Here is a 20,843-nt window from a genome sequence, read left to right as displayed (position 1 = left end):
GCAATTATATTTTACCGGTTTGTAAAATATTGTGCCCCAGCTTATCTCTTTTTGTTGTAAGATATTTTTTATTATGCTGGTTGGGCGTAATCTCAATGGGAACAGATTCCACAATTTCAAGCCCGTAGCCGAATAGACCTGCTCTCTTTCTCGGGTTATTGGAAATGAGTTTTATTTTAGAAATGCCAAGTTCCCTCAATATTTGTGCTCCCACGCCGTAATCTCTTTCATCCATTCCGAAGCCCAATTTTATGTTTGCTTCAACGGTATCAAAACCTTCTTCCTGCAGTTTATACGCTTTTAGTTTATTTAGTAGGCCAATTCCTCTTCCTTCCTGGTTCATATAGAGCACCACACCTTTTCCCGCTTCCTCTACCATTTTCATTGCCGCATGTAGCTGGTCTCCGCAATCGCAACGCAGGGAGCCTAAAATGTCGCCGGTCATACAACTGGAGTGAACCCTAACTAATACCGCTTCATCTTTTTCCCAATCGCCTTTTTTGAGTGCCATGTGTTCCTCTCCTGTGTTAAGTTGCTTATATGCTATCAGTTCAAAAGTGCCATATTTTGTGGGCATTTTTACCCGTACATCTTCTTTAATAAGCGTTTCCTTTTTAAGGCGGTAAGCAATTAGATCTTTAATTGAAACAATCTTTAAATCATGCTTTTTAGCAATGAGTTTAAGCTGAGGGAGCCGGGCCATTGTGCCATCTTCATTCATTATTTCGACTAAAACACCAGCATCTCCATGGCCGGCAAGTTTTGCAAGATCTATTGTTGCTTCGGTGTGGCCGGTTCTTCTTAAAACTCCGCCGTTTTTTGCTCTCAGCGGAAATATGTGCCCCGGCCTTCCCAGTTCTGTTGGTTTTGTTTCGGGGTTAATTAATGCCTGGATGGTTTTGGCACGGTCATGGGCAGAAATTCCGGTAGCACATCCATTGCCGAGAAGATCGACACTTACCGTAAAGGGTGTTCCATGCAAAGCGGTATTTTCATTCACCATAAGGTCAAGTCCTAGTTCATCGCATCTTTTTTCCGAAAGAGGCGCACAGATAAGGCCACGGCCATGCTTGCTCATAAAATTTATAATTTCAGGAGTTACATTTTTTGCAGAGGTAATAAAGTCTCCTTCATTTTCACGATCCTCATCGTCTACAACAATTACGAGTTTCCCGTTTTTTATATCTTCAATAGCCGCTTCAATTGTATCTAACATATTGCATAATTATTTTGCAAAGATAAATGAATGTAAATCCACAATTAAGGGAGCTCGCGAAAATTGCTTAATTCGTAAAATGTTGAGAATGTCTTAATGATTTATTAATATACTAAAAGCAGCTTTTGCAGTGCAAAGCTTGCCTTGCAAATGTTAATAAATGTTAACAAATGATGATCACAAATAACATTTTATTTATTTCCTTTGCGGCTTAAAACTAAAACTATAATCATGAATCTTAGAAAACTATTACTATTTATAATTCTTGCTTTTATTTCATTTTCTGTTAATGCCCAGGTTACTACCAGTAGCATAACAGGATTTGTAAAATCTGATACAGGAAGCCCATTAGATGGCGCCACGGTTAAAGCGGTGCATCAGCCTTCCGGCACAAAATATCAGACCATCACAAAAAAAGACGGGAACTTCACAATTCCCAACACAAGAGTTGGCGGACCTTACACTATAACAGTAGGCTATGTTGGATATAAAACTCAAACTATAGATAATGTTACCTTAAACCTTGGTGAACCTTTTTCAACTGATATTACGCTCGCTACCAGTACCACCGTATTACAAGAGGTAACTATCGCCGGTGGAAGAAGTTCGGCTAACGCCAAAACCGGTGCCAGCACTGTGTTTAATGCCAGGCAAATTACTACTTTACCTTCTATATCAAGAAGCATAACGGACTTTACGAGGCTTACTCCACAAGCAAGTAGTGGCAATAGTTTTGCAGGCAGAGACGGAAGATTTAATAACCTGCAAATTGACGGAGCTAATTTGAACAATAACTTCGGTTTATCTACAGACCCACAACCAGGAGGAGGCGCCAGTCCGATATCAATAGATGCTTATGATGAAATTTCTGTAAACATTGCCCCTTATGATGTGAGGCAATCAGGCTTCACAGGTGCAGGATTAAATGTAATAACAAAGAGTGGTACTAATACCTTTCACGGAACGGCTTATGGTTTTTACCGGGATCAGAGTTTTAACGGTAAGCATGTTGGAAATGTAGACCTTACTCAAACACCACAAAAGAATAAAGTATATGGCGCCAGCCTTGGGGGGCCAATCATCAAGAACAAATTATTTTTCTTTGTAAATGCCGAATGGGAAAACAAATCTGTACCTAACGGAAACGACTACGTGCCGGCCGGATCTTCAGCTTCGGGACTTCCGTCTGCGGCACCAAAAGATTCGCTGGATAAATTTGCTTCTGTATTAAAATCTAAATATGCTTACGCTGCCGGAACATATGATAACCGGCCAAACTATGTTACCAAAAACCGTAAATTATTGGGCAAGATTGACTGGAACATTAGCGATAAGCAAAAACTGGTTTTAAAATATAGTGATTTTAAAGGTTCGGATCAATCGCCATTAAACGGCAGCAGCGTGCCCAACAGTGGCGCTGGCGGGTTCACAATCAGGGGAACTTCAAGCGCACAATTCAGATTGCCTAATAATAGAAACAGTGATCAATCAATCGGGTTTGCTAATTCTGATTATGCCACGGATCATGTTGTTCAATCAGGAACACTTGAATTAAACAGCAATTTTAATAGCAGGGTTTCCAACCAATTATTGTTTGCCTATACCCATATTGATGACAAAAGAAACAGCCCTGCCGGCATTTTCCCTACAATAGAAATTTTTGATGCTGACGGAACTGTACCGGGAGTAACTAAGGGTCGTAATTATATGAGTGCAGGTACTGATCCTTTCACCAGGAACAATGAAGTGGTTAATAACATTGCCGACATCACAGACAATTTTACTTATTTCGCCGGAAGACATACATTAACAGCAGGAGCAACTTATGAATATCAAAAAGTAGGCAATGCGTTTATGCCGGGTTCAGAAAGCTATTATATTTATAACAGCCTGAATGATTTTGTTACAGATGCGCCACCGGCATTCTTTTCTTATAATTATTCTTTAGTGCCGGGCCAACCGAAAGTATTTTCAGCGAATTTGCAAATAGGTCAATTAGGTGCTTACATCCAGGACGAGTTCAACATTAATAGCAACTTCAAACTTACGTACGGGTTAAGAGGCGATGTTCCTACTTATCTTAAACAGCCGATTTCTAACCCTGCAATTGCAGCCTTGCAATTTCCTGACGAAAACGGAAACCTTAAAAGTTACAGCACCGGTAAATGGCCAAAAGCTAATATTCTTTTATCGCCACGTGTAGGTTTCAGGTGGAAAGTTCCAAACGAAAAGGGATTAGTTTTAAGAGGTGGAACAGGTGTGTTTACGGGTAAAATACCATTTGTATTTTTAACCAATATGCCAAGCAATAGCGGTGTTTATCAGAATGGCGTAGTACTTAACCAGGCTGCAGATTTAGCCGGTATCACATTTAATCCAAACCCTGATGCTTATCTCTCAAAATTTCCTTCTACTGTTACAGCTAAAGCGCCGGGAAGCTTTGTATTGATTGACCGTAACTTTAAATTTCCACAGGTTTTCAGAACCAATTTAGGAATTGATAAACAATTGGGAAATGGCTTTACTGCTAACGTGGACATCCTATATACAAAAGACTTGAATGCGGTAAAAATGCGTAATGCAAATCTTATTGCTCCAACGGGTACTTTATCGGGAGTAGATAACAGGCCGTATTATCCAACATCACAAACGGGTGCCTCCAAATTTGTAAACCCAAGTGTTGGGTCAGTAATTGTTCTTGAGAATACTAAAAAAGGATATTCTTTTTCAAGTACCGCCCAGTTGTCTAAAGCGTTTTCTAATGGATTTTATGGTTCAGTAGCTTATACTTATACACTGGCAACTGAAGTAAGCCCCAACCCCGGTTCACAAGCAACTTCTGCATGGCAGTCCATTATAAACAGGGGAACTCCCAATGAAGAAGAACTGTATAATTCAGCCTATTCAATTCCTCACAGGATAGTGGGTACTATTTCTTACAGGAAAGAATATGCAAAACATTTTGCAAGCACTTTATCGTTGTTTTATGAGGGCGAGGCCCAGGGACGTTTTAGCTATATAGTTGGAGGCGATATTAACAAGGATGGAAACAATGCATCTGACCTTATGTATATTTATGCAAAAGGTTCTGATGTTCCTTTCTCTAACTTTACAACCACTTCAGGTGGAGTTACTACTGTAAAATATACTATCGCACAACAACAGGCCGCATACGATCAGTTTGTAAGCAATTCGCCCTACCTGCGGAAACATAAAGGACAATATGCTGAAAGGAATTCCGCATTAACTCCATGGTATGACCGTATCGATGCAAGATTTTTACAAGATTTCTTTATTATGGCGGGCAGCACCAAACACACGCTTGAGTTTAGCGTAGATGTGCTCAACGTTCCAAATTTACTTAGCAAAAATTGGGGTATAAAAGATCGTTATACTATCAATAACCCACTTTCTTTGAAATCTATCGATGCAAATGGAACACCGGTTTACAACCTTGCAGAATTTAATAAGGCTTTGGTTACTTCTCCCTATCAAAATGATATTTCTACATTTAGCACATGGGGAATGCAAATTGGCTTAAGGTATATTTTTTAATAATTTGATTTTTTAAAACTTAAAATGCCCTGGAATTTCCGGGGCATTTTTATTATCGAAAACGAATTTAAAATTCGGATAATTAAATTCAAAATTTAAAATCTCTAAGATGCTTCGGCTAATGCTTGTGCCGGTTGCCTTTTCATATTTAATTTACCATTGTATTGTGCGCCTAATTCTATTTCGAGGGTATCGGTAGTAATTTCTCCGTTTACAAACCCCGTCTTCTTAATTTCTAATTGCGTTGTCTTCACATTGCCATTTACCGTTCCAAATATGATAGCCGATTTGGTAATAATATCACCTTCAACATTTCCCTTTTCACCTAATATTACGCCGCCGTCAACAATTACATTGCCGATAATTTTTCCTTCAATTCTTATTGCTGATGATCCTCTTAGCTCACCGGTGAAAATAAATCCTTCACCAATAATGGTTGAAATTTCCTGTTGGTTAATTTCAAGCGCCTGCTGTTGTTTGTCGTTTTTTTTAAACATATTAGTTGAGTGTTAAAAAGTTTTTAGGATCTATTTTTTCTCCGTTTTTATGAACTTCATAATGCAGGTGAGGTCCTGTTGAACGGCCTGTTGAGCCAATATTACCTATCTGCTGACCAATATCAATTTTTTCACCTACGTTTACTAAAATCTTTGAGAGGTGGCCATAGAGTGTTTCAAAACCATTTCCGTGTTTTAGTATAATACAGTTTCCAAAACCGCCACGCAGTCCTGCAAATTCCACTTCACCTTTGGCCATAGCTTTCACAGGAGAGCCCCATGCGCCCCTTATATCTACTCCTTTATGTGTTTCTACACCTTCACCGCTAAAAGGATTTTCCCGATGCCCAAACGTAGATGTGATAGTTCCCGGAAAAGGATAACCCAAAGGCGTATACGAAATATTGTAAATTATTTTCTTTAAATATCCTTCGTAAAAATTACTGATCTCATCGGTGGAAATAATGTCGTTATCTGCCTCACCACCTTCCGGGCCCTTTAAGTTCGATTTAATACCTCTTGCTTTTAAGTATCCATTTATTGTTAAAAGTTCTTTATCAATTGTGGTAAACTTTTCGCGAATTGTATTGGTATCAACCTGTGCGTATGAAACGTGTATCGACTGGATTCTTTTTGCAAGTGCTTCCCGAATTTTATTTTGTTGAATACTATTAGAAGTAAGAAATACTATGGTGCCAATAAGACCAAAAAAGATTAATAAAACGGCGGCGAGGTATTTTTTCCAGTTCAATAAAAGCTTACTGGAAACCTGCATGGGTTTTAACGCCTGTGCATTTTTATTTACAAATAAGACGGTGGTTTTTTCTTTTTTTGTATTCATAGGAGCCAGGTTAATTTAATTCTGAATCAGGTTACGATAACTTGGATAACTGATATCTTGAATTCAGCAATAGCTTCAATCTTAGCCATTGAATTATAAACGGGAAAAGAAATATTTAATTGCCTTGAGTCATGGCTTTTTTATAAGCACTTTTACAAGGTATCAAGTAATTGAAAATCAATTAACAATGGCTTTAGTTGCCATCAGAAAAATTGTAATGTGGATATTTAGTTAACTATTTACCGCAATAAAAACTAAAACGAAGAATTAGATTACTCAGCGACGGTTTCTGTGATTTGTTCATTTTTTATGGTTATGGTCACAGGATTTTTTGTAAACATTAATCCTATCATCATAATTAATGCTGTTAAAATTATAACCTGTATAACAAGAGAGGTATTTACAAACGAGATATTTTGCGACGGTATAATTGCCAGAAAAAGCAGGACATTAACGAGGCCTCTTGGTGCAATAAATAATAATGGTGAAAGTGGAAGTTTAAAAAGTTTAAGTAGAATAGCACGGAATAGGAATACCAAGGCTACAATTGTAATCGCCCAAATAAGAGTTTCAGCATTTAAAATATCTGACCTTTTTATGAGGTATCCAAAAAGCAGAAAGAATAACGCTCTGATTAAGAAAGTAATTTCAACAATTAATTCTTTGAACTTGTGCACCTCCTTATTTAATTCTCGTGGTCGAAGCATTTGTATCCATTTAAATTGTTTCAACTGGTCGAGGTTGCCCAGGAACAGTCCAAAAAGAAGAATAAATATGAGCGCAGGTAAATGATAAATTTCTGATATGGCGTATATCAGGATAAGCAATAAAATAATAGGAACAAATTTTATGTTATGTTCAATTTTGCTGAGTAAGTAAGAAAGGGCTAATGTGGCAAAAAACGAAATAAGCGCAATTATTAATAATTGAACAGTAAAAGCACCTGCTGATTGTAAATTGATAACACTATTTAATGCAATATAATTAAAGAACAAAACTCCCAATATATCTGATAGGCTGCTTTCGTATACAACAAATTCCCTGTTGGAAGTTGTAAGATTTTTAACGCTGGAAATAGCTACAGAACTGCTTATTATGCAAAATGGAATAGCATTGGTAAGGCTTAGTTTATAGGAGATATTTTCAAAATACTGGAACAGGAATGCAAGCAAAAATGAAAGTAATAGAATGGGTATTAAGGCAACAAAAAAAGATTTTACGATTATTATTTTTTTTGATTTATCAAAGTCGAGTTCAAGCGCACCTTCCAGTACAATTAATATTAATCCAATGGTCCCTAAAAAAGGTAAGAGGCCAGTGAGGTCGGGAATATTAATCTTCATTAGCTGCGAAACCTGGCGTACAATCCAACCAAGAAGCAATAATAAAAGAACAGAAGGAATTTTTGTTAACGAAGAAGTGAGATCAAATACATAGGCGATAAGTAATAAACCACACAATGTTATAATAATTGGTATTGTCATAATTTGGATTATTGTTTATCACGGCTTTTCGGCTACCCGATATTCTTAAAAATTACGTCCCTTTTTTAATGCAGTAGAAGCAAATTTAATTTTTAAAGTTATCACATTTAAAATTAAGCTTTATGATGCAACCGGATACGATGGCATTAATAATCCAATATTATGTTTATGTAAAATTCAGTTGAAAAAAAGTTTTAAATAACTAAACCACTAATTGATTCGTGTAGGCTTGGTAGTAATATAATTCAATTTTGAAAATAAAAAAACCGCTCCATTTTCGGATGCGGTTTATGGTCGTGAAAAACCTATTTTTTTATCCGGTCAGTTTCTTCTCCGTTCTTTACAATATGCTTGTGGGTTACTCCATTATGACGGTGTTTAACTTTATAACCGTTATGTTTTTTGTTCTTACTAAAAGTGTTATGCACTTTTTGAGGAACAGTGGAGGTGTTTTTTGTTTTATCCTTATCCTGCGCATGTGTGGTAAGGCTGATGCCGAAGGCAAAAACTAAAATAAAAAGGAGTTTTTTCATTGTTATAAATTTTGATGTATTTAGGCCTATGCAAATCGCATGCCTGTAATTTCGTTTGTTAAACCATTAGTCACTTGCCGTTAGTAAACTACATCCTCTTAGGTCGCTTATGTCGCGCCGACCCAGCACTTCAAAACTTCCATTATGGTACAATTTCCCCACATCATCAGTTGCAATGAAACTGCAGGAATAAATATTTGCGAGGTCTATTACATTTAATAAACCCGTAGAAGGTTTATATTTTCTTGGGGATGCAGTTATTTCAAGAGGGTCATCTTCTTCCCTGGCTAATACCTTCATCCATGGAGGACATTTAAATAATCCTTTTCCTGTTGAATAAGCTTGTGATAATAATTCTGTCATTCCATATTCTGAATGTATATTTTGTAATCCAAGCTTTTGTTTTAAAAAAGTATGGACTTCCTCACGGGTAATTTCTTCTCTTCGCCCTTTCATACCGCCCGTTTCCATAACGGTTGTGTAATTGAGGTCTATAGAATATTTTTCGGCGAAATCAAGCAGCGCAAAAGTTACTCCAATTAATAAAACAGGTTGTTTCCTTATTTCATGGTGAACTAAAGTTTGGTAAAGTTTTTCATGATTGTGAAGGTAAAAGCCACTATGAGAACGATCGCTTAGTTTTATAAGATGATCTGCCATAGTTACAAGCGATGAATTTTGTCTCTCGAGATATCCGGGTAACAACGCCAGTATACAAAGTTCCCGGGGATTACCATAAAATAATTTGAAACCAGTGAGAAAACTTTCTTTATACAACGATAATTTTTTCACAAAATGGCGGCTTGTATTTTCCCCGGTGGTTCCGCTACTTTCAAAAATAGTTTCCGGTTCAAAGTTGGTGGTGGTTACCTGGTTCGTCTTAAAGAATTGAATAGGTAGAAAAGGAATATCTTCTATCCTGTTCACCTGCAGCGGGTTTATATGAAGCGCATCGGTGTATAATTTATAGATTTTGTTGTGTTCATACTGAAGCCTGAACATTTCCAAAGCCATATACTGAAAATTATAGTGGTTGGCTGAGAAAATTTTATCTTCCCATTTAGATATTTCTAAAAAGTTATTCAGTTTTTAATATTTAAATTTGAAGAATTAAAATACAAAGATGCGATACACTCTGTTATTTTCCATACTCTTAATAATTACCTCGTCATGTACGAAGACTAAATTTTCTTCTACTCCTTCTTTAAAATTTAAATCGGTAAATACTACACAGCTTCCCCAACACGCACTTTTGCAATTTACCTTATCGTTTACTGATGCCGAAGGGGACTTTTCTGACAGCGGTAATATTTTTGTACAAAAAATAAGCGCTAACTGTCCTAATAGCAATGGCGATGAGACTTATGTATTGCCGGTTTTTCCTACTACCAAGGATCAAAAAGGAGAAATTTCAGTAACGTTGGGGAATAACGCGGGCTCCAGTTATAGGGATATATCACCACAATGCCCCCCGCAAAATGATACAACCGTTTTTCGTTTTGTTTTAAAAGATGATGCAGGCCATATTAGTGACACTGCATCTTCTCCTACAATCATTATCTATAATTAATGTGTTTCTGAAAAAGCTTGTAGAATTTATTTTATTCAGTAGTATTTTTATTGCTGGCTGTGCAGTTGCCTTGTGTATTGAAACGAATTTATTATTACACCTTCCCCTAAATATTATTAGCTTCTATTGTTTTGTATTTGGCGCAACGCTTGCTCAATACAATCTTCATTATCTTGTAAAAACTTCTGCAGTAAAAAATTCGCGAAGACTTGCATGGTCTTTAAAAAATAAAAACCTTCATAAAATTCTTTTTGCAATTGGTATTGGCCTTATTTTTTTTAGCTTTTTAAGTTTTCGTTTACATCATTTTATTATTCTCGGCATTCTTGGTGTTATCGCTTTTTTATATTCTTTGCCGATAATTCCCTTTGGAAAGAAAAGACGTATAAAAGATTATGGATTTGTAAAAATCTTAACGCTTGCGCTGCTATGGACATTAGTAACAGTCTGGTTTCCGGTAGTAAATTATTCTTTTGAGAGAAACATTTTTGTATTTGTATTTTTTAAAAGATTTGTTTTCATGTTCGTCCTTTGCTTATTGTTTGATATAAGGGATATTGAAGTAGATAGGAAGGAAAATATAAAGACGATTCCCGTTATTTTGGGAAAGAAAAGATCCTACTACCTTGCATATATCACACTTGCTGTGTTCGTGTTTTTATCGATAATACAGTTTTATTTTTTCGGTAACGAGGGAGTTTTAATAGCGATGTTAATTTCGGCACTACTAACATTTTTTACAATAGAAATAACTAAAAAAACAAATTCAGATTTCATATACCTTGCCGGCATAGATGGAATGATGTTACTGCAGGCAGTGCTCGTTTATCTTATCGGTTTAAAGTTTTAAATTGCACACTTAATTAAAAAGAATTTTATATTATGGCTAAAAGCAAAAAAGCAAATTCATTAATAACTGATCAATCATTTGAATTTTTAAAGAGTTATATAAATACACCCTCGGCTGTGGGGGCTGAAAGCGGAGGACAGAAAGTGTGGCTTAATTATATAAAAAATTATGTGGACACTACGTTTACGGATCCTTACGGAACTGCGGTGGGAGTTATTAATCCCTCTAAAACTTTTAAAGTGGTGATTGAAGCCCATGCTGATGAAATAAGCTGGTTTGTAAATTATATTACTCCTGAAGGATTTATTTATTTAAAAAGAAACGGAGGGGTTGATCACCAGATTGCGCCCTCGCAAAGGGTTAGAATCCATGGTAAAAAAGGGGAAGTAAAAGCCGTGTTTGGCTGGCCCGCTATACACACACGTTCGGGCAATGCCGATAATAAAGAACAGCAGCCTAAAGTGGAAAATCTTTTTCTTGATTGCGGTGCACGGAGCAAAAAGGAAGTAGAAGATTTAGGTATTCATATTGGCGCTGTTGTTACTTATGCTGAAGGTTTTGATGAATTATCTTATGGAAATATTATAGGACGTGCATTTGATAATCGGATAGGTGGCTTCATGATTGCTGAAGTGGCTCGTTTATTAAAGGAAAATAAAAAAACACTTCTTTATGGATTGTACGTAGTTAATGCAGTTCAGGAAGAAATTGGGCTTCGTGGCGCTGAAATGATTGCCCGTAGAATTAAACCAGATATTGCTATTATAACAGACGTAACGCATGATTCAACTACACCCATGATTAATAAAATGATTGAAGGCGATTGTTCATGTGGCAAGGGCCCCGCTTTGGTTTATGGCCCTGCAGTTCATAATAAACTTTTAGGTGTTATAGAAAAAGTTGCAGAAAAAAATAAAATTCCTTTGCAGTTAAGAGCGGTAAGCCGCAGCACAGGTACTGATACGGATTCTTTTGCTTATGCAAATGATGGATGCCCTTCTGCATTAATTTCTATTCCGCTACGTTACATGCATACCACCGTTGAAATGATAAATAAAGATGATGTGGAAAACACGATCAGGCTTATGTATGAAAGTGTTCTTGCTCTTACGCCGAAAACTAATTTGAGTTATTTTTGATAAATTTCATAGATCAAATTTATATAAATGAAAATAAGAAACAACTGGACAAAAGAAGAAATATCAGAAATATACAATACTCCTTTGCTTGAGCTTATTTATAAAGCGTCTACTGTTCACCGTGAGTATCATGCAACGGGTGAAGTCCAGGTATGTACGCTTCTTTCTATAAAGACAGGAGGGTGCCCCGAGGATTGTGCTTATTGCCCGCAGGCTGCCCGTTACAATACCGGTGTAGATGTGCAGTCGCTTATGAAGAAAGAAGAAGTTCTGGCATATGCCGAGAAAGCAAAAAATGCTGGCTCCACAAGATTTTGCATGGGTGCAGCATGGCGTGAAGTCAGGGACAACAGGGACTTTGATCGCGTGCTTGAAATGGTTCAGGGTGTTAATGAGTTGGGCATGGAAGTTTGCTGCACAATGGGGATGCTCACCGAAGAACAGGCAAAAAAATTATATAATGCAGGCTTATATGCTTACAATCATAATGTAGATACTTCTGAAGATCATTACACAGACATTATTACTACACGCACTTATAATGATCGCTTAAAAACATTAGGTAATGTTCGCAAAGCAGGTATAAGTGTTTGTAGCGGCGGTATTATCGGCCTCGGAGAAACGCATGAAGACAGAATCGGCATGCTGCATACCTTAGCTACGCTCCCTTCCCATCCGGGAAGTGTTCCTGTTAATGCATTGGTGAGGGTGAAAGGAACACCTTTGCAGGACAATCCTAAGGTTGATATTTGGGATATGGTTAGAATGATTGCTACTGCAAGAATCATTATGCCCGCAGCAATGGTTCGTTTAAGTGCAGGCCGTGCGGAAATGAGTATTGCGGAGCAGGCCTTATGTTTTATGGCAGGCGCCAATTCTATTTTTTCAGGAGATAAATTACTAACTACTCCCAATCCGGCTTTTGATGAAGACAATGCCATGTTTCAATTATTGGGATTAAAACCAAGGGAAGCATTTAAAGATGAAAAAATTTTGGTTAATTAGCTGGTTAACTAATTAGCCAATTAGTCAATATGATTGATAAAAAAATTCTTTTAAAGGCTTTTCGTTTGATGTGTACTGCCAAAGCTATGACAGACACTTATGAAGCTAACCGCCAGATATGCAAATATGTTCATGCAACATCAAGGGGGCACGAAGTGATTCAACTCGCAACAGCATTTCAACTCTCGCCATGTGATTATATTAGTCCTTACTATCGCGATGAAAGTATTTTATTAGGTCTTGGTTTTTCACCATATACTTTAATGTTGCAATTACTTGCAAAAGGCGAAGATATTTTTACAGGTGGCAGAGAATATTATTCGCATCCTAATTATCGCGGGGTAGATAAACCAAATATAATACATCAAAGCAGTGCAACAGGCATGCAGGCTATACCCACAACAGGTATTGCCCAGGGCTTACAATACCTGGAATTTATAAATTCACCCCTTTATAAAAAAGGTAAAGACGGAGAATTACCTGTTGTAATATGTTCTTTAGGCGATGCCTGCTTAACGGAAGGAGAGGTGAGTGAAGCATTTCAGTTCGCTGTTTTAAAAAAACTTCCAATTATCTATTTGGTGCAGGATAACGGATGGGGCATAAGTGTAAGTGCCGATGAAGCACGTACAATGAATGCATCAGAATTTGCCCAGGGCTTTAAAGGCTTACAGCGTATAAGCATAGACGGTAGTGACTTCGTTCAAAGCTATGAAGTGATGAAAAGTGTAGTTGAAAAGGTTCGTGAAAACCGACAGCCATTTTTAGTACATGCCAAAGTTCCTTTATTGGCCCATCATACAAGTGGCGTTCGAAAAGAATTTTATCGTTCGGCAGATGACCTTGCTTCACATGCAGCACAAGACCCCTTACCTAAATTAAAAAAACAGCTGCTTGATTTAGGTATTGGGGAAAATGATTTAAATGAAATTGAATCGGTTGCTAAAACAGAAGTTGCCCAACAATTTGCAAACGCAGTAGCCGCAGCAGAACCTGATCCTGCAAAAGTTGAACAGCATGTTTTCGTTCCGACACCTGTAACAGAAGAAAAAGGAGAACGAAGTCCTTCAGGAAATGAAAAAGTTTTAATGGTAGATGCGGCGCTTTTTGCTATTCGTGAAATAATGGAAGACAATCCTGAAGCCGTTTTGTATGGACAGGATGTAGGACGCAGACTGGGTGGTGTTTTTAGAGAGGCGGCTACTTTAGCTGAACAATTTGGCGATCACCGCGTATTTAATACAGCCATACAGGAAGCATATATTATCGGTTCAACGGTTGGCATGTCTGCTACAGGAGTAAAACCAATTGTTGAAGTTCAGTTCGGCGATTATATTTATCCCGGTATTAATCAATTGTCAACTGAAGTTTCAAAAAGTTGCTATCTCAGTTGTGGAAAGTTTCCTGTGCAAACTGTAATTCGTGTTCCGGTTGGCGCCTATGGCGGTGGAGGCCCTTATCACAGTGGTTGTGTAGAAAGTTTACTTCTTTCAATTAAAGGAATTATGATAGCATATCCTGCCAATGCTGCGGATATGAAAGGATTGATGAAGGCTGCTTTCCTGGATCCTAATCCCGTTATAATGTTAGAACATAAAGGGCTTTACTGGAGTAAAGTTCCCGGTACAGAAGATGCGAAATCTGTTGAGCCTTCCCGCGATTATGTGTTACCGTTAGGTAAGGCTAACATTATTTTAAGTGCTGATGAAGAAAAAATAATTAATGGAGAAACCTGTTGTATTATTACTTATGGAATGGGAGTTTACTGGGCCAAAGAAGCCGCAAAAAAATTCGATAAGCAGGTGGAAATTGTTGACCTGAGAACTTTATTCCCTTTAGACGAAGATTTGATTTTTTCAACCGTAAAAAAACATGGTAAATGTTTGGTGCTTACTGAAGAACAAGAGAATAATTCCTTTGCAGAAGCGCTGGCAGGAAGGATTTCAAAGGAATGCTTTCGTTTTTTGGATGCACCTGTCGAAGTATTGGGCGCTTTAAATTTGCCTGCAGTGCCAATGAATATACTTCTTGAAAAAGCTATGTTGCCCAATGCAGAAAAGGTTGCTGTTATCATTAATAAATTATTGGATTATTGATCTTATTTCTTGCCACTTCATTAATTACTTCTTAAGATTTTCCTATCATAAAAAACATAGCAATTGCGGCTGTTCCCATTCCTATAAAAGTGAACCATAAAATTATTTTAGAAAGCAGACCACTTTTATATTCTCCTAAAATTTTTTTACTCCCTGAAATTTTAATGATGAGAAAGATAAGGGGAACTGCGGCTACTCCATTTAGGACTGCTGCATAAACCAATGCCTTTACTGGATCAATCCCGACAAAGTTGATGATCAATCCGATTAGCGTAGCAATCGTAATGATGCCATAAAAGCCATGCGCTCTTTTTAATTTTAAATTCAATCCTGATTTCCAATTTGCAGCTTCGGACACTGCATAAGCTGCGGAGCCCGAAAGAACTGGAATGGCTAAAAAGCCAAGCCCTATAATACCTATAGAAAAAATAAGTTTTGAGAGATAGCCGGCATGTGGGAATGAATGTACCAGGGGCTCTATTGCTTTAGCGGCATCAGCAGCCGTTTTTATATCAGTTACACCGCTGTTGTGCAACACTGTTCCGGCCACTACCATTATACTCCACGTAGTAATTTCAGAAATGATCATTCCCACGTTGTTATCTATACGCATTGAACGAATATTGGCCCGGTGAATTAAAGGTTTTCCATTTTTTATCAGGTTTCTTTCTTTTACTTCTTCCACTTCCTGCGACGTTTCCCAAAAAAACATGTATGGTGAAATGGTGGTTCCTAAAACACCGGTTATGATAAAAAAGAATGCAAAATTAAATTCTATATGTGGAATAAAAGTTGCTTTAAGAACTGCAAGCCATGGCATCCGGACAATAAAAACTGTAACAGGGTACGCCAGCAAAGAAAGTGCTAACCATTTTAATATTCTTGCATAAACTTTATAAGTTGTAAAAATTTCCAGGATTAAGATGCTTGTAGTAAAAAGTAACGTCCATACCGCAAACGGTAATGGAATTATAAGTACTGCAGCTTCAGCCATAGCGCCAATATCTGCGCCGATGTTGATAACATTTGCAATCACAACAAGTCCTACAACAGTATACAGAATTTTTGGATTAAAGTGTTCTTTCACGATTGCGGCTATGCCCTTTCCCGTTACCATTCCGGTTCTTGCACATGCTTCCTGCACCCCCATCATAAATGGAAGCATATAGAGCGCTGTCCATAATTGTCCATATCCAAATTGTGCGCCTGTTTGCGAATAAGTAGCAATGCCGGAAGGGTCATCATCTGCAGCTCCCGTTGTAAGCCCCGGTCCGAGTATCGATAAAAATTTCAGAAATTTATTTCGTTTGACCTTAGGTTTTCCTTCTGAAGTCATTTTTAGAATTGAAATGGTAATATACTTAAACCAGAAAATATAACCGTAATTTATTTTCTAAAAATCCATTAATAAATAATCATAAATTTTAGAATAATCTGGGAATATTTGTATAGGATACCGCAAATCAATTAAGTTTGAATGAAGAAGGAAATAACAATCACAAAAAGAAAGTAATGGCAACAAAGACAGAAATACAATTCCTTGAAGGGCCTCAAGACAGGTGGAAAGATTTTAAATATGCCCTGAGTGTTTTTTTCGAATTTATAAAGGGTTTTAGAGCGTTACACTTTGTTGGTCCATGTGTTACGGTGTTTGGTTCAGCACGCTTTAAAGAAGATCATGAATATTACAAACAAACAAGAAGGCTTGCCGGTGAAATTGCAAAATTAGGATTCACAATTATGACAGGCGGTGGCCCGGGTATTATGGAAGCGGCAAACCGCGGAGCAAAGGATGTTGGAGGAAAAAGTATCGGATGCAATATCATCTTGCCCAGGGAGCAGCACCATAATCCATACCTGGATAAATGGGTTGATATCAGGTATTTTTTTCTGAGGAAAACGTTACTTATAAAATATTCTTATGCGTTTATAGTGATGCCTGGTGGCTTCGGGACTTTAGACGAATTTTTTGAAGCACTGACATTGGTTCAAACAAGAAAAATAAGCACTTTTCCGATCATCATTTTTGATAAAGATTTTTATAATAATATTCTTGAACACAATAGCCGCATGCTTGCAGCAGGAACAATATCACTCCATGATGAAGAGCTATATCTTGTAACAGACTCTATAGAAGATACGATTGCCTACATTAAAGAAAAAAGCATTATGGCATTTGGACTAAAATATATGCAGCCCAGGAAGCCGTTCTGGGGATTTTTCGAAAAAGGGTTACAAAAAATTTCTTCATCGATTATGTGAATGAATAATTCTGTTATATTAAAAAAGTTACTAATTACTTAAAGTCTAAATAAGAAATTATGGAAAATAAAATACTCCTGTTATTATTTTTTTTCGCCCTAATGGCCGCAGCCTGTACATCATCTAACTACAACGGCTATGTGCAGCCTGTGTACATTGGCCCGTCGGTTGGGCTTGGAACTATTATTGCTGTTGTGGTTTCCTGGAGCAGGAATAAATCAATTCTCTGGGCAATAATTCATGGCATATTGGGATGGTTGTATGTTATATATGCATTGTTGGTTAAGCCAAAATAAAAATTGTCTTTTATTACAACGCCATCTCTGTTATTTTTGCTCATAATAAATTAAAAGATGTTTAAAAATAAAGTGGTAGTTATTACCGGCGGAAGTGATGGAATCGGGAAAGCATTGGCAGAAGCTATGCTTAAGGAAGGCGCAAAGGTAGCCACCTGCGGGCGCAATCAACAAAAACTGGAAAATCTTGTAAATGAAAACCAGGCATTCCCTTTATTTACAATGACTGCGGATGTGAGTAAAGAAGAAGATTGTAAAAAATTTATAAATGCTGCGATAGAAAAATTCGGAGGCATAGATATTTTAGTAAACAATGCAGGCATTTCTATGCGGGCTCTTTTTAAAGACACAGACCTTGCTACTTTAAAGAATGTAATGGATATTAATTTTTGGGGCACCGTTTATTGTACCAAATTTGCTTTGAATTCCATCATCGAAAGAAAGGGAACAATTGTTGGAGTTTCTTCCATTGCGGGTTACAGGGGTTTGCCCGGAAGAAGTGGCTATAGCGCCAGCAAATATGCGGTGAACGGGTGGCTGGAAGCATTGCGCACAGAACTGCTGGAAACAGGTGTGAATGTAATGTGGGTTTGTCCTGGTTTTACAACATCAAATATTAGAAATGCCGCGTTGAATAAAGATGCAAAACCACAAGGAGAATCGCCGATGGATGAGGAAAAAATGATGAGTGCGGAAGAATGCGCCCGGCATATTTTGAATGCAATTGAAAAAAGAAAGCGTACGTTGGTATTAACATTAAATGGAAAGCAAACAGTATTTCTTAATAAATTTTTTCCAGCCTTAGCCGATAAAATGGTGAGAAAGTTTTTCTTCAAAAACGGTGAATTAGTGAAGTAAAAATATTTTCGTTCATTGCTTTTTATTACCTTTTAGTTTTAAGAATTGAGTAACAAAATTTGAATGCCTTTAATTACGCTCACATCAGATATAGGACGACAGGATTTTTTAACCGGAGCCGTAAAAGGCCAGTTGCTACAGGTTAACAGTAGTTTTAACATTGTTGATATATCGCATGAGCTTTCTCCATTTAATTATCCGCAGGCAGCTTATGTTTGCCGCAATGCTATAAAAAATTTTCCACCCAATACTTTTCATATTGTGTTGGTAAATCTTTTTGATAAAAGACCTGATCATTTATTACTCATTCACCATAATAATCAATATATAGGTTGTGCAGATAATGGATTAATAACAATGATTCTTGAAGAAGTTCCTGAAAAGATTGTGGCGCTTCCCTTGCGGGCTTCGGAAAAAAAGAATACGTTGTATTGTGCTGCTGTTTTTGCCAGAGCATTCCAGGAAATTCTTGATGGAAAAACAATGGATGAAGTGGGCGATGGGAGTGTTTCAATAGAAACAAAAAATCCGCTGCGTCCTTTGCTTGGGCCAAAATATATTGAAGGACAAATTATCTTCATTGATAATTTCGAAAACGTAATCATCAACATTACTAAAGAAGAATTTGAAGAGCAGCGCCGCGGAAGAAGTTTTAAAATTGTTTTTAAGCGGGATGAAATAATTGAGAAGATTAGTGAGACGTATGCTGATGTACACGAGAGTGAAAAGCTGGCATTATTTAATTCGGCTAACTATCTTGAAATAGCCGTCAATAAAGGAAACGCTGCGGGTTTGTTTGGGTTGGAGGGTTATTCGGAAAAAGTGAATATGCAGACCCAATATATGCAGAACAGGTTGTTGTATCAAACAGTGAAAATTTATTTTGAATAATTAACGCTGTATATTTTTTTGGATAAATAATTATTCGACGAATGCATAGAAAAAATTTTATTAAAATATCCTCTTTCTCACTTGCAAGTTTATTAATTGCCGATTTCACAAAGGCGGGAAGTAGAAAAACTCATGTTCTTCAAATGCCTGACGGTGTTGAAATACTTTCAGAAGATAAATACATTTTACTGCAATCATCTGATAAGCAAAAGTGGGTTTATAAAGATGTAATTGTTGACTTAAAAAAAATGAATGATAGAATTGAAGTGTACGTTCAATCGCCGACCTTGGTCTTAAAAGAAGTAAGGCTTTCATGGAAATATGCAACGTCAAATACGGCAACAATTCTTGGTGATGCATGGGAACGCACTTATGGGACAATAAGCTGGCAAAAAATTAATGAAACAAAAAAATTACCATGGTATTGCATTGCTCATGATGCCAATAGTACAATATGTTTCGGTGTAAAAACGGGATGTAATACTATTTGTTCCTGGAAAATAGCAAACGATAAATTGCAATTAGCACTTGATACAAGGACCGGAGGGAATGGTGTACAGTTACACAACAGAACGTTGCATGCCGCAGATATTGTTACAACAAAAAATGAAGGAAATGAAAATGTGTTTGCAACTGTAAGAAGATTTTGTACGCAGATGTGTGATAACCCACGATTAACAGAGAAACCTGTTTATGGCATCAACGATTGGTATTTTGCTTATGGCAGTAATTCGGCAGCGCTTATTTTGGAAACAACTTCTTTAATGGCAAGCCTGGCAAGTGATTCAGACAATCCTCCTTTTTCTGTAATTGATGCGGGTTGGGCGATAAAATCTCCCTTACTGCCCGATGCTTGTTGCTGGGGTGATGATTTTGCGGTATCCAATAATAAGTTTGGTGACATGAAAAAACTGGCAGATGATATAAAGAGGATTGGCATGCGTCCCGGTTTATGGACGAGGCCTTTATCTGCAAGGCATAATGATAAAAAAAGTTTATTAATGGCGTCTATCCCCGGACGTGATGATCCAAAAACCCCTTTGCTTGATCCTACTATATCAGAAAATATTGAACGGATAAAAAATCTTTGGAACACATACCATCAATGGGGTTTTGAAATGGTAAAGCATGATTATACCACCTATGATATTTTTGGGCGATGGGGATTTCAAATGGAGGACGGATTAACAGCACCGGGATGGCAGTTTAATGATAACACCAAAACCAATGCAGAGATTATTTTGAATTTGTATAATAATATCCGTGAAGCAGCTGGTTCAATATACCTGATAGGCTGCAATACGATGAGTCATTTATCAGCAGGTGTATTTGAGTTAAACAGGATAGGAGATGACACGAGTGGAAAAGATTGGGATCGCACAAGAAAGATGGGCGTTAATACATTAGGCTTTAGACTGGTGCAACACGAAACTTTTTACGAAGCCGATGGAGATTGCGTTGGTCTTACGAAGGATATTCCATGGAGTAAAAACAAACAATGGATGGAACTGCTAGCAAAAAGCAGCGCGCCGTTATTTATATCTGCACAGCCTGATGCTGTTGGCGAGGAACAAAAAGAATTTATAAAAAAGAGTTTTAGTGAAGCAGCCCGTGGGCAACCTATTGCAGAGCCAATCGATTGGCTTACGAACGCTTTGCCTTCAAAATGGAAACTGGATAGCCAGGAAGTAGACTTTGACTGGAGTTAAAAAATATTTTTTTTGCTAAAGTGAAACAACCTCTAAAAATT

Annotated in this window: 18 protein-coding genes; 11 read left to right on the top strand and 7 right to left on the bottom strand. The window is 37.2% G+C overall.

Annotation, left to right across the window (positions count from 1 at the left end):
• Positions 1 to 4 precede the first annotated feature (4 nt).
• A complete protein-coding gene (locus tag FW778_RS01465) occupies positions 5 to 1,216 on the bottom strand; it encodes a bifunctional 3,4-dihydroxy-2-butanone-4-phosphate synthase/GTP cyclohydrolase II (RefSeq protein WP_150412796.1) in 1,212 nt (403 codons plus the stop codon).
• A 231-nt stretch (positions 1,217 to 1,447) separates the two neighbouring features.
• On the opposite strand from FW778_RS01465, the gene FW778_RS01460 reads away from it, so the two are divergent.
• Positions 1,448 to 4,771, top strand: a complete 3,324-nt coding sequence (locus tag FW778_RS01460; protein ID WP_150412795.1) for a TonB-dependent receptor — start codon at positions 1,448 to 1,450, stop codon at positions 4,769 to 4,771.
• Positions 4,772 to 4,875: 104 nt separating this feature from the next.
• Here the strand turns inward: FW778_RS01460 and FW778_RS01455 are convergent, their stop codons facing one another.
• The 5 genes from FW778_RS01455 to FW778_RS01435 form a co-directional block, all read right to left on the bottom strand.
• Entirely contained in the window at positions 4,876 to 5,268 is a 393-nt protein-coding gene (locus tag FW778_RS01455) for a bactofilin family protein (RefSeq protein ID WP_150412794.1), read from the bottom strand.
• A gap of 1 nt (position 5,269) precedes the next feature.
• Complete coding sequence (locus FW778_RS01450; RefSeq protein WP_150412793.1) at positions 5,270 to 6,109, bottom strand: M23 family metallopeptidase; 840 nt, start codon at positions 6,107 to 6,109, stop codon at positions 5,270 to 5,272.
• A gap of 272 nt (positions 6,110 to 6,381) precedes the next feature.
• Entirely contained in the window at positions 6,382 to 7,593 is a 1,212-nt protein-coding gene (locus FW778_RS01445) for a cation:proton antiporter (RefSeq protein ID WP_150412792.1), read from the bottom strand.
• Between the two features lie 305 nt (positions 7,594 to 7,898).
• A complete protein-coding gene (locus FW778_RS01440; RefSeq protein WP_150412791.1) occupies positions 7,899 to 8,126 on the bottom strand; it encodes a hypothetical protein in 228 nt (75 codons plus the stop codon).
• Between the two features lie 66 nt (positions 8,127 to 8,192).
• Complete coding sequence (locus tag FW778_RS01435; protein WP_150412790.1) at positions 8,193 to 9,140, bottom strand: LuxE/PaaK family acyltransferase; 948 nt, start codon at positions 9,138 to 9,140, stop codon at positions 8,193 to 8,195.
• A 109-nt stretch (positions 9,141 to 9,249) separates the two neighbouring features.
• Between FW778_RS01435 and FW778_RS01430 the strand changes: the two genes are divergently transcribed.
• From FW778_RS01430 to FW778_RS01410, 5 genes are read left to right on the top strand one after another with little or no spacing between them, the layout of a single operon-like run.
• Entirely contained in the window at positions 9,250 to 9,696 is a 447-nt protein-coding gene (locus tag FW778_RS01430) for a hypothetical protein (RefSeq protein ID WP_150412789.1), read from the top strand.
• Position 9,697: 1 nt separating this feature from the next.
• On the top strand, positions 9,698 to 10,546 hold the full coding sequence (locus FW778_RS01425) for a UbiA family prenyltransferase (protein ID WP_202552022.1): 849 nt from the start codon (positions 9,698 to 9,700) through the stop codon (positions 10,544 to 10,546).
• Between the two features lie 32 nt (positions 10,547 to 10,578).
• Complete coding sequence (locus FW778_RS01420; protein WP_150412787.1) at positions 10,579 to 11,685, top strand: M42 family metallopeptidase; 1,107 nt, start codon at positions 10,579 to 10,581, stop codon at positions 11,683 to 11,685.
• A gap of 27 nt (positions 11,686 to 11,712) precedes the next feature.
• On the top strand, positions 11,713 to 12,690 hold the full coding sequence (gene bioB / locus FW778_RS01415; protein WP_150412786.1) for a biotin synthase BioB: 978 nt from the start codon (positions 11,713 to 11,715) through the stop codon (positions 12,688 to 12,690).
• Positions 12,691 to 12,719: 29 nt separating this feature from the next.
• Positions 12,720 to 14,786, top strand: coding sequence for an alpha-ketoacid dehydrogenase subunit alpha/beta (locus FW778_RS01410; protein WP_150412785.1), 2,067 nt, complete (start codon positions 12,720 to 12,722; stop codon positions 14,784 to 14,786).
• Positions 14,787 to 14,817: 31 nt separating this feature from the next.
• Here FW778_RS01410 and FW778_RS01405 read toward each other — a convergent pair whose 3' ends face one another.
• Positions 14,818 to 16,122 (bottom strand): NRAMP family divalent metal transporter, encoded by a 1,305-nt coding sequence (locus tag FW778_RS01405; protein ID WP_150412784.1) that lies wholly within the window; start codon positions 16,120 to 16,122, stop codon positions 14,818 to 14,820.
• A 176-nt stretch (positions 16,123 to 16,298) separates the two neighbouring features.
• Here FW778_RS01405 and FW778_RS01400 point away from each other — a divergent pair, with 176 nt between their 5' ends.
• The 5 genes from FW778_RS01400 to FW778_RS01380 all read left to right on the top strand — a co-directional run bounded on the left by FW778_RS01400 (position 16,299) and on the right by FW778_RS01380 (position 20,802).
• Positions 16,299 to 17,048: an LOG family protein gene (locus FW778_RS01400; protein ID WP_150412783.1), complete on the top strand. Its 750-nt coding sequence runs from the start codon at positions 16,299 to 16,301 to the stop codon at positions 17,046 to 17,048.
• 59 nt (positions 17,049 to 17,107) lie between these two features.
• Positions 17,108 to 17,344 (top strand): hypothetical protein, encoded by a 237-nt coding sequence (locus FW778_RS01395; RefSeq protein ID WP_150412782.1) that lies wholly within the window; start codon positions 17,108 to 17,110, stop codon positions 17,342 to 17,344.
• 57 nt (positions 17,345 to 17,401) lie between these two features.
• The gene (locus FW778_RS01390) at positions 17,402 to 18,202 is read left to right on the top strand and encodes an SDR family oxidoreductase (RefSeq protein WP_150412781.1); all 801 of its coding nucleotides are present in this window, start codon (positions 17,402 to 17,404) and stop codon (positions 18,200 to 18,202) included.
• A gap of 63 nt (positions 18,203 to 18,265) precedes the next feature.
• Positions 18,266 to 19,093 carry an SAM hydrolase/SAM-dependent halogenase family protein gene (locus FW778_RS01385; protein WP_150412780.1) on the top strand — a complete coding sequence of 276 codons (828 nt, stop codon included), beginning with the start codon at positions 18,266 to 18,268 and terminating at the stop codon, positions 19,091 to 19,093.
• Positions 19,094 to 19,134: 41 nt separating this feature from the next.
• Complete coding sequence (locus tag FW778_RS01380) at positions 19,135 to 20,802, top strand: alpha-amylase family protein (protein ID WP_150412779.1); 1,668 nt, start codon at positions 19,135 to 19,137, stop codon at positions 20,800 to 20,802.
• Positions 20,803 to 20,843: the final 41 nt, after the last annotated feature.

The sequence above is a fragment of the Ginsengibacter hankyongi genome (assembly GCF_008710285.1).
Taxonomy (GTDB): Bacteria; Bacteroidota; Bacteroidia; order Chitinophagales; family Chitinophagaceae; genus Ginsengibacter; species Ginsengibacter hankyongi.
Note: the sequence above shows the minus strand (reverse complement) of the source record. Positions and strands in the feature narration are given on the sequence as shown.

Coding starts and splice junctions, on each gene's coding strand:
- FW778_RS01450 (WP_150412793.1), bottom strand. CDS start 6,109: ATGAATACAAAAAAAGAAAAAACCACCGTCTTATTTGTAAATAAAAAT.
- FW778_RS01440 (WP_150412791.1), bottom strand. CDS start 8,126: ATGAAAAAACTCCTTTTTATTTTAGTTTTTGCCTTCGGCATCAGCCTT.
- FW778_RS01435 (WP_150412790.1), bottom strand. CDS start 9,140: ATGGCTTTGGAAATGTTCAGGCTTCAGTATGAACACAACAAAATCTAT.
- FW778_RS01390 (WP_150412781.1), top strand. CDS start 17,402: ATGTTTAAAAATAAAGTGGTAGTTATTACCGGCGGAAGTGATGGAATC.
- FW778_RS01405 (WP_150412784.1), bottom strand. CDS start 16,122: ATGACTTCAGAAGGAAAACCTAAGGTCAAACGAAATAAATTTCTGAAA.
- FW778_RS01430 (WP_150412789.1), top strand. CDS start 9,250: ATGCGATACACTCTGTTATTTTCCATACTCTTAATAATTACCTCGTCA.
- FW778_RS01395 (WP_150412782.1), top strand. CDS start 17,108: ATGGAAAATAAAATACTCCTGTTATTATTTTTTTTCGCCCTAATGGCC.
- FW778_RS01385 (WP_150412780.1), top strand. CDS start 18,266: ATGCCTTTAATTACGCTCACATCAGATATAGGACGACAGGATTTTTTA.
- FW778_RS01445 (WP_150412792.1), bottom strand. CDS start 7,593: ATGACAATACCAATTATTATAACATTGTGTGGTTTATTACTTATCGCC.
- FW778_RS01465 (WP_150412796.1), bottom strand. CDS start 1,216: ATGTTAGATACAATTGAAGCGGCTATTGAAGATATAAAAAACGGGAAA.
- FW778_RS01400 (WP_150412783.1), top strand. CDS start 16,299: ATGGCAACAAAGACAGAAATACAATTCCTTGAAGGGCCTCAAGACAGG.
- FW778_RS01380 (WP_150412779.1), top strand. CDS start 19,135: ATGCATAGAAAAAATTTTATTAAAATATCCTCTTTCTCACTTGCAAGT.
- FW778_RS01410 (WP_150412785.1), top strand. CDS start 12,720: ATGATTGATAAAAAAATTCTTTTAAAGGCTTTTCGTTTGATGTGTACT.
- FW778_RS01455 (WP_150412794.1), bottom strand. CDS start 5,268: ATGTTTAAAAAAAACGACAAACAACAGCAGGCGCTTGAAATTAACCAA.
- bioB (WP_150412786.1), top strand. CDS start 11,713: ATGAAAATAAGAAACAACTGGACAAAAGAAGAAATATCAGAAATATAC.
- FW778_RS01420 (WP_150412787.1), top strand. CDS start 10,579: ATGGCTAAAAGCAAAAAAGCAAATTCATTAATAACTGATCAATCATTT.
- FW778_RS01460 (WP_150412795.1), top strand. CDS start 1,448: ATGAATCTTAGAAAACTATTACTATTTATAATTCTTGCTTTTATTTCA.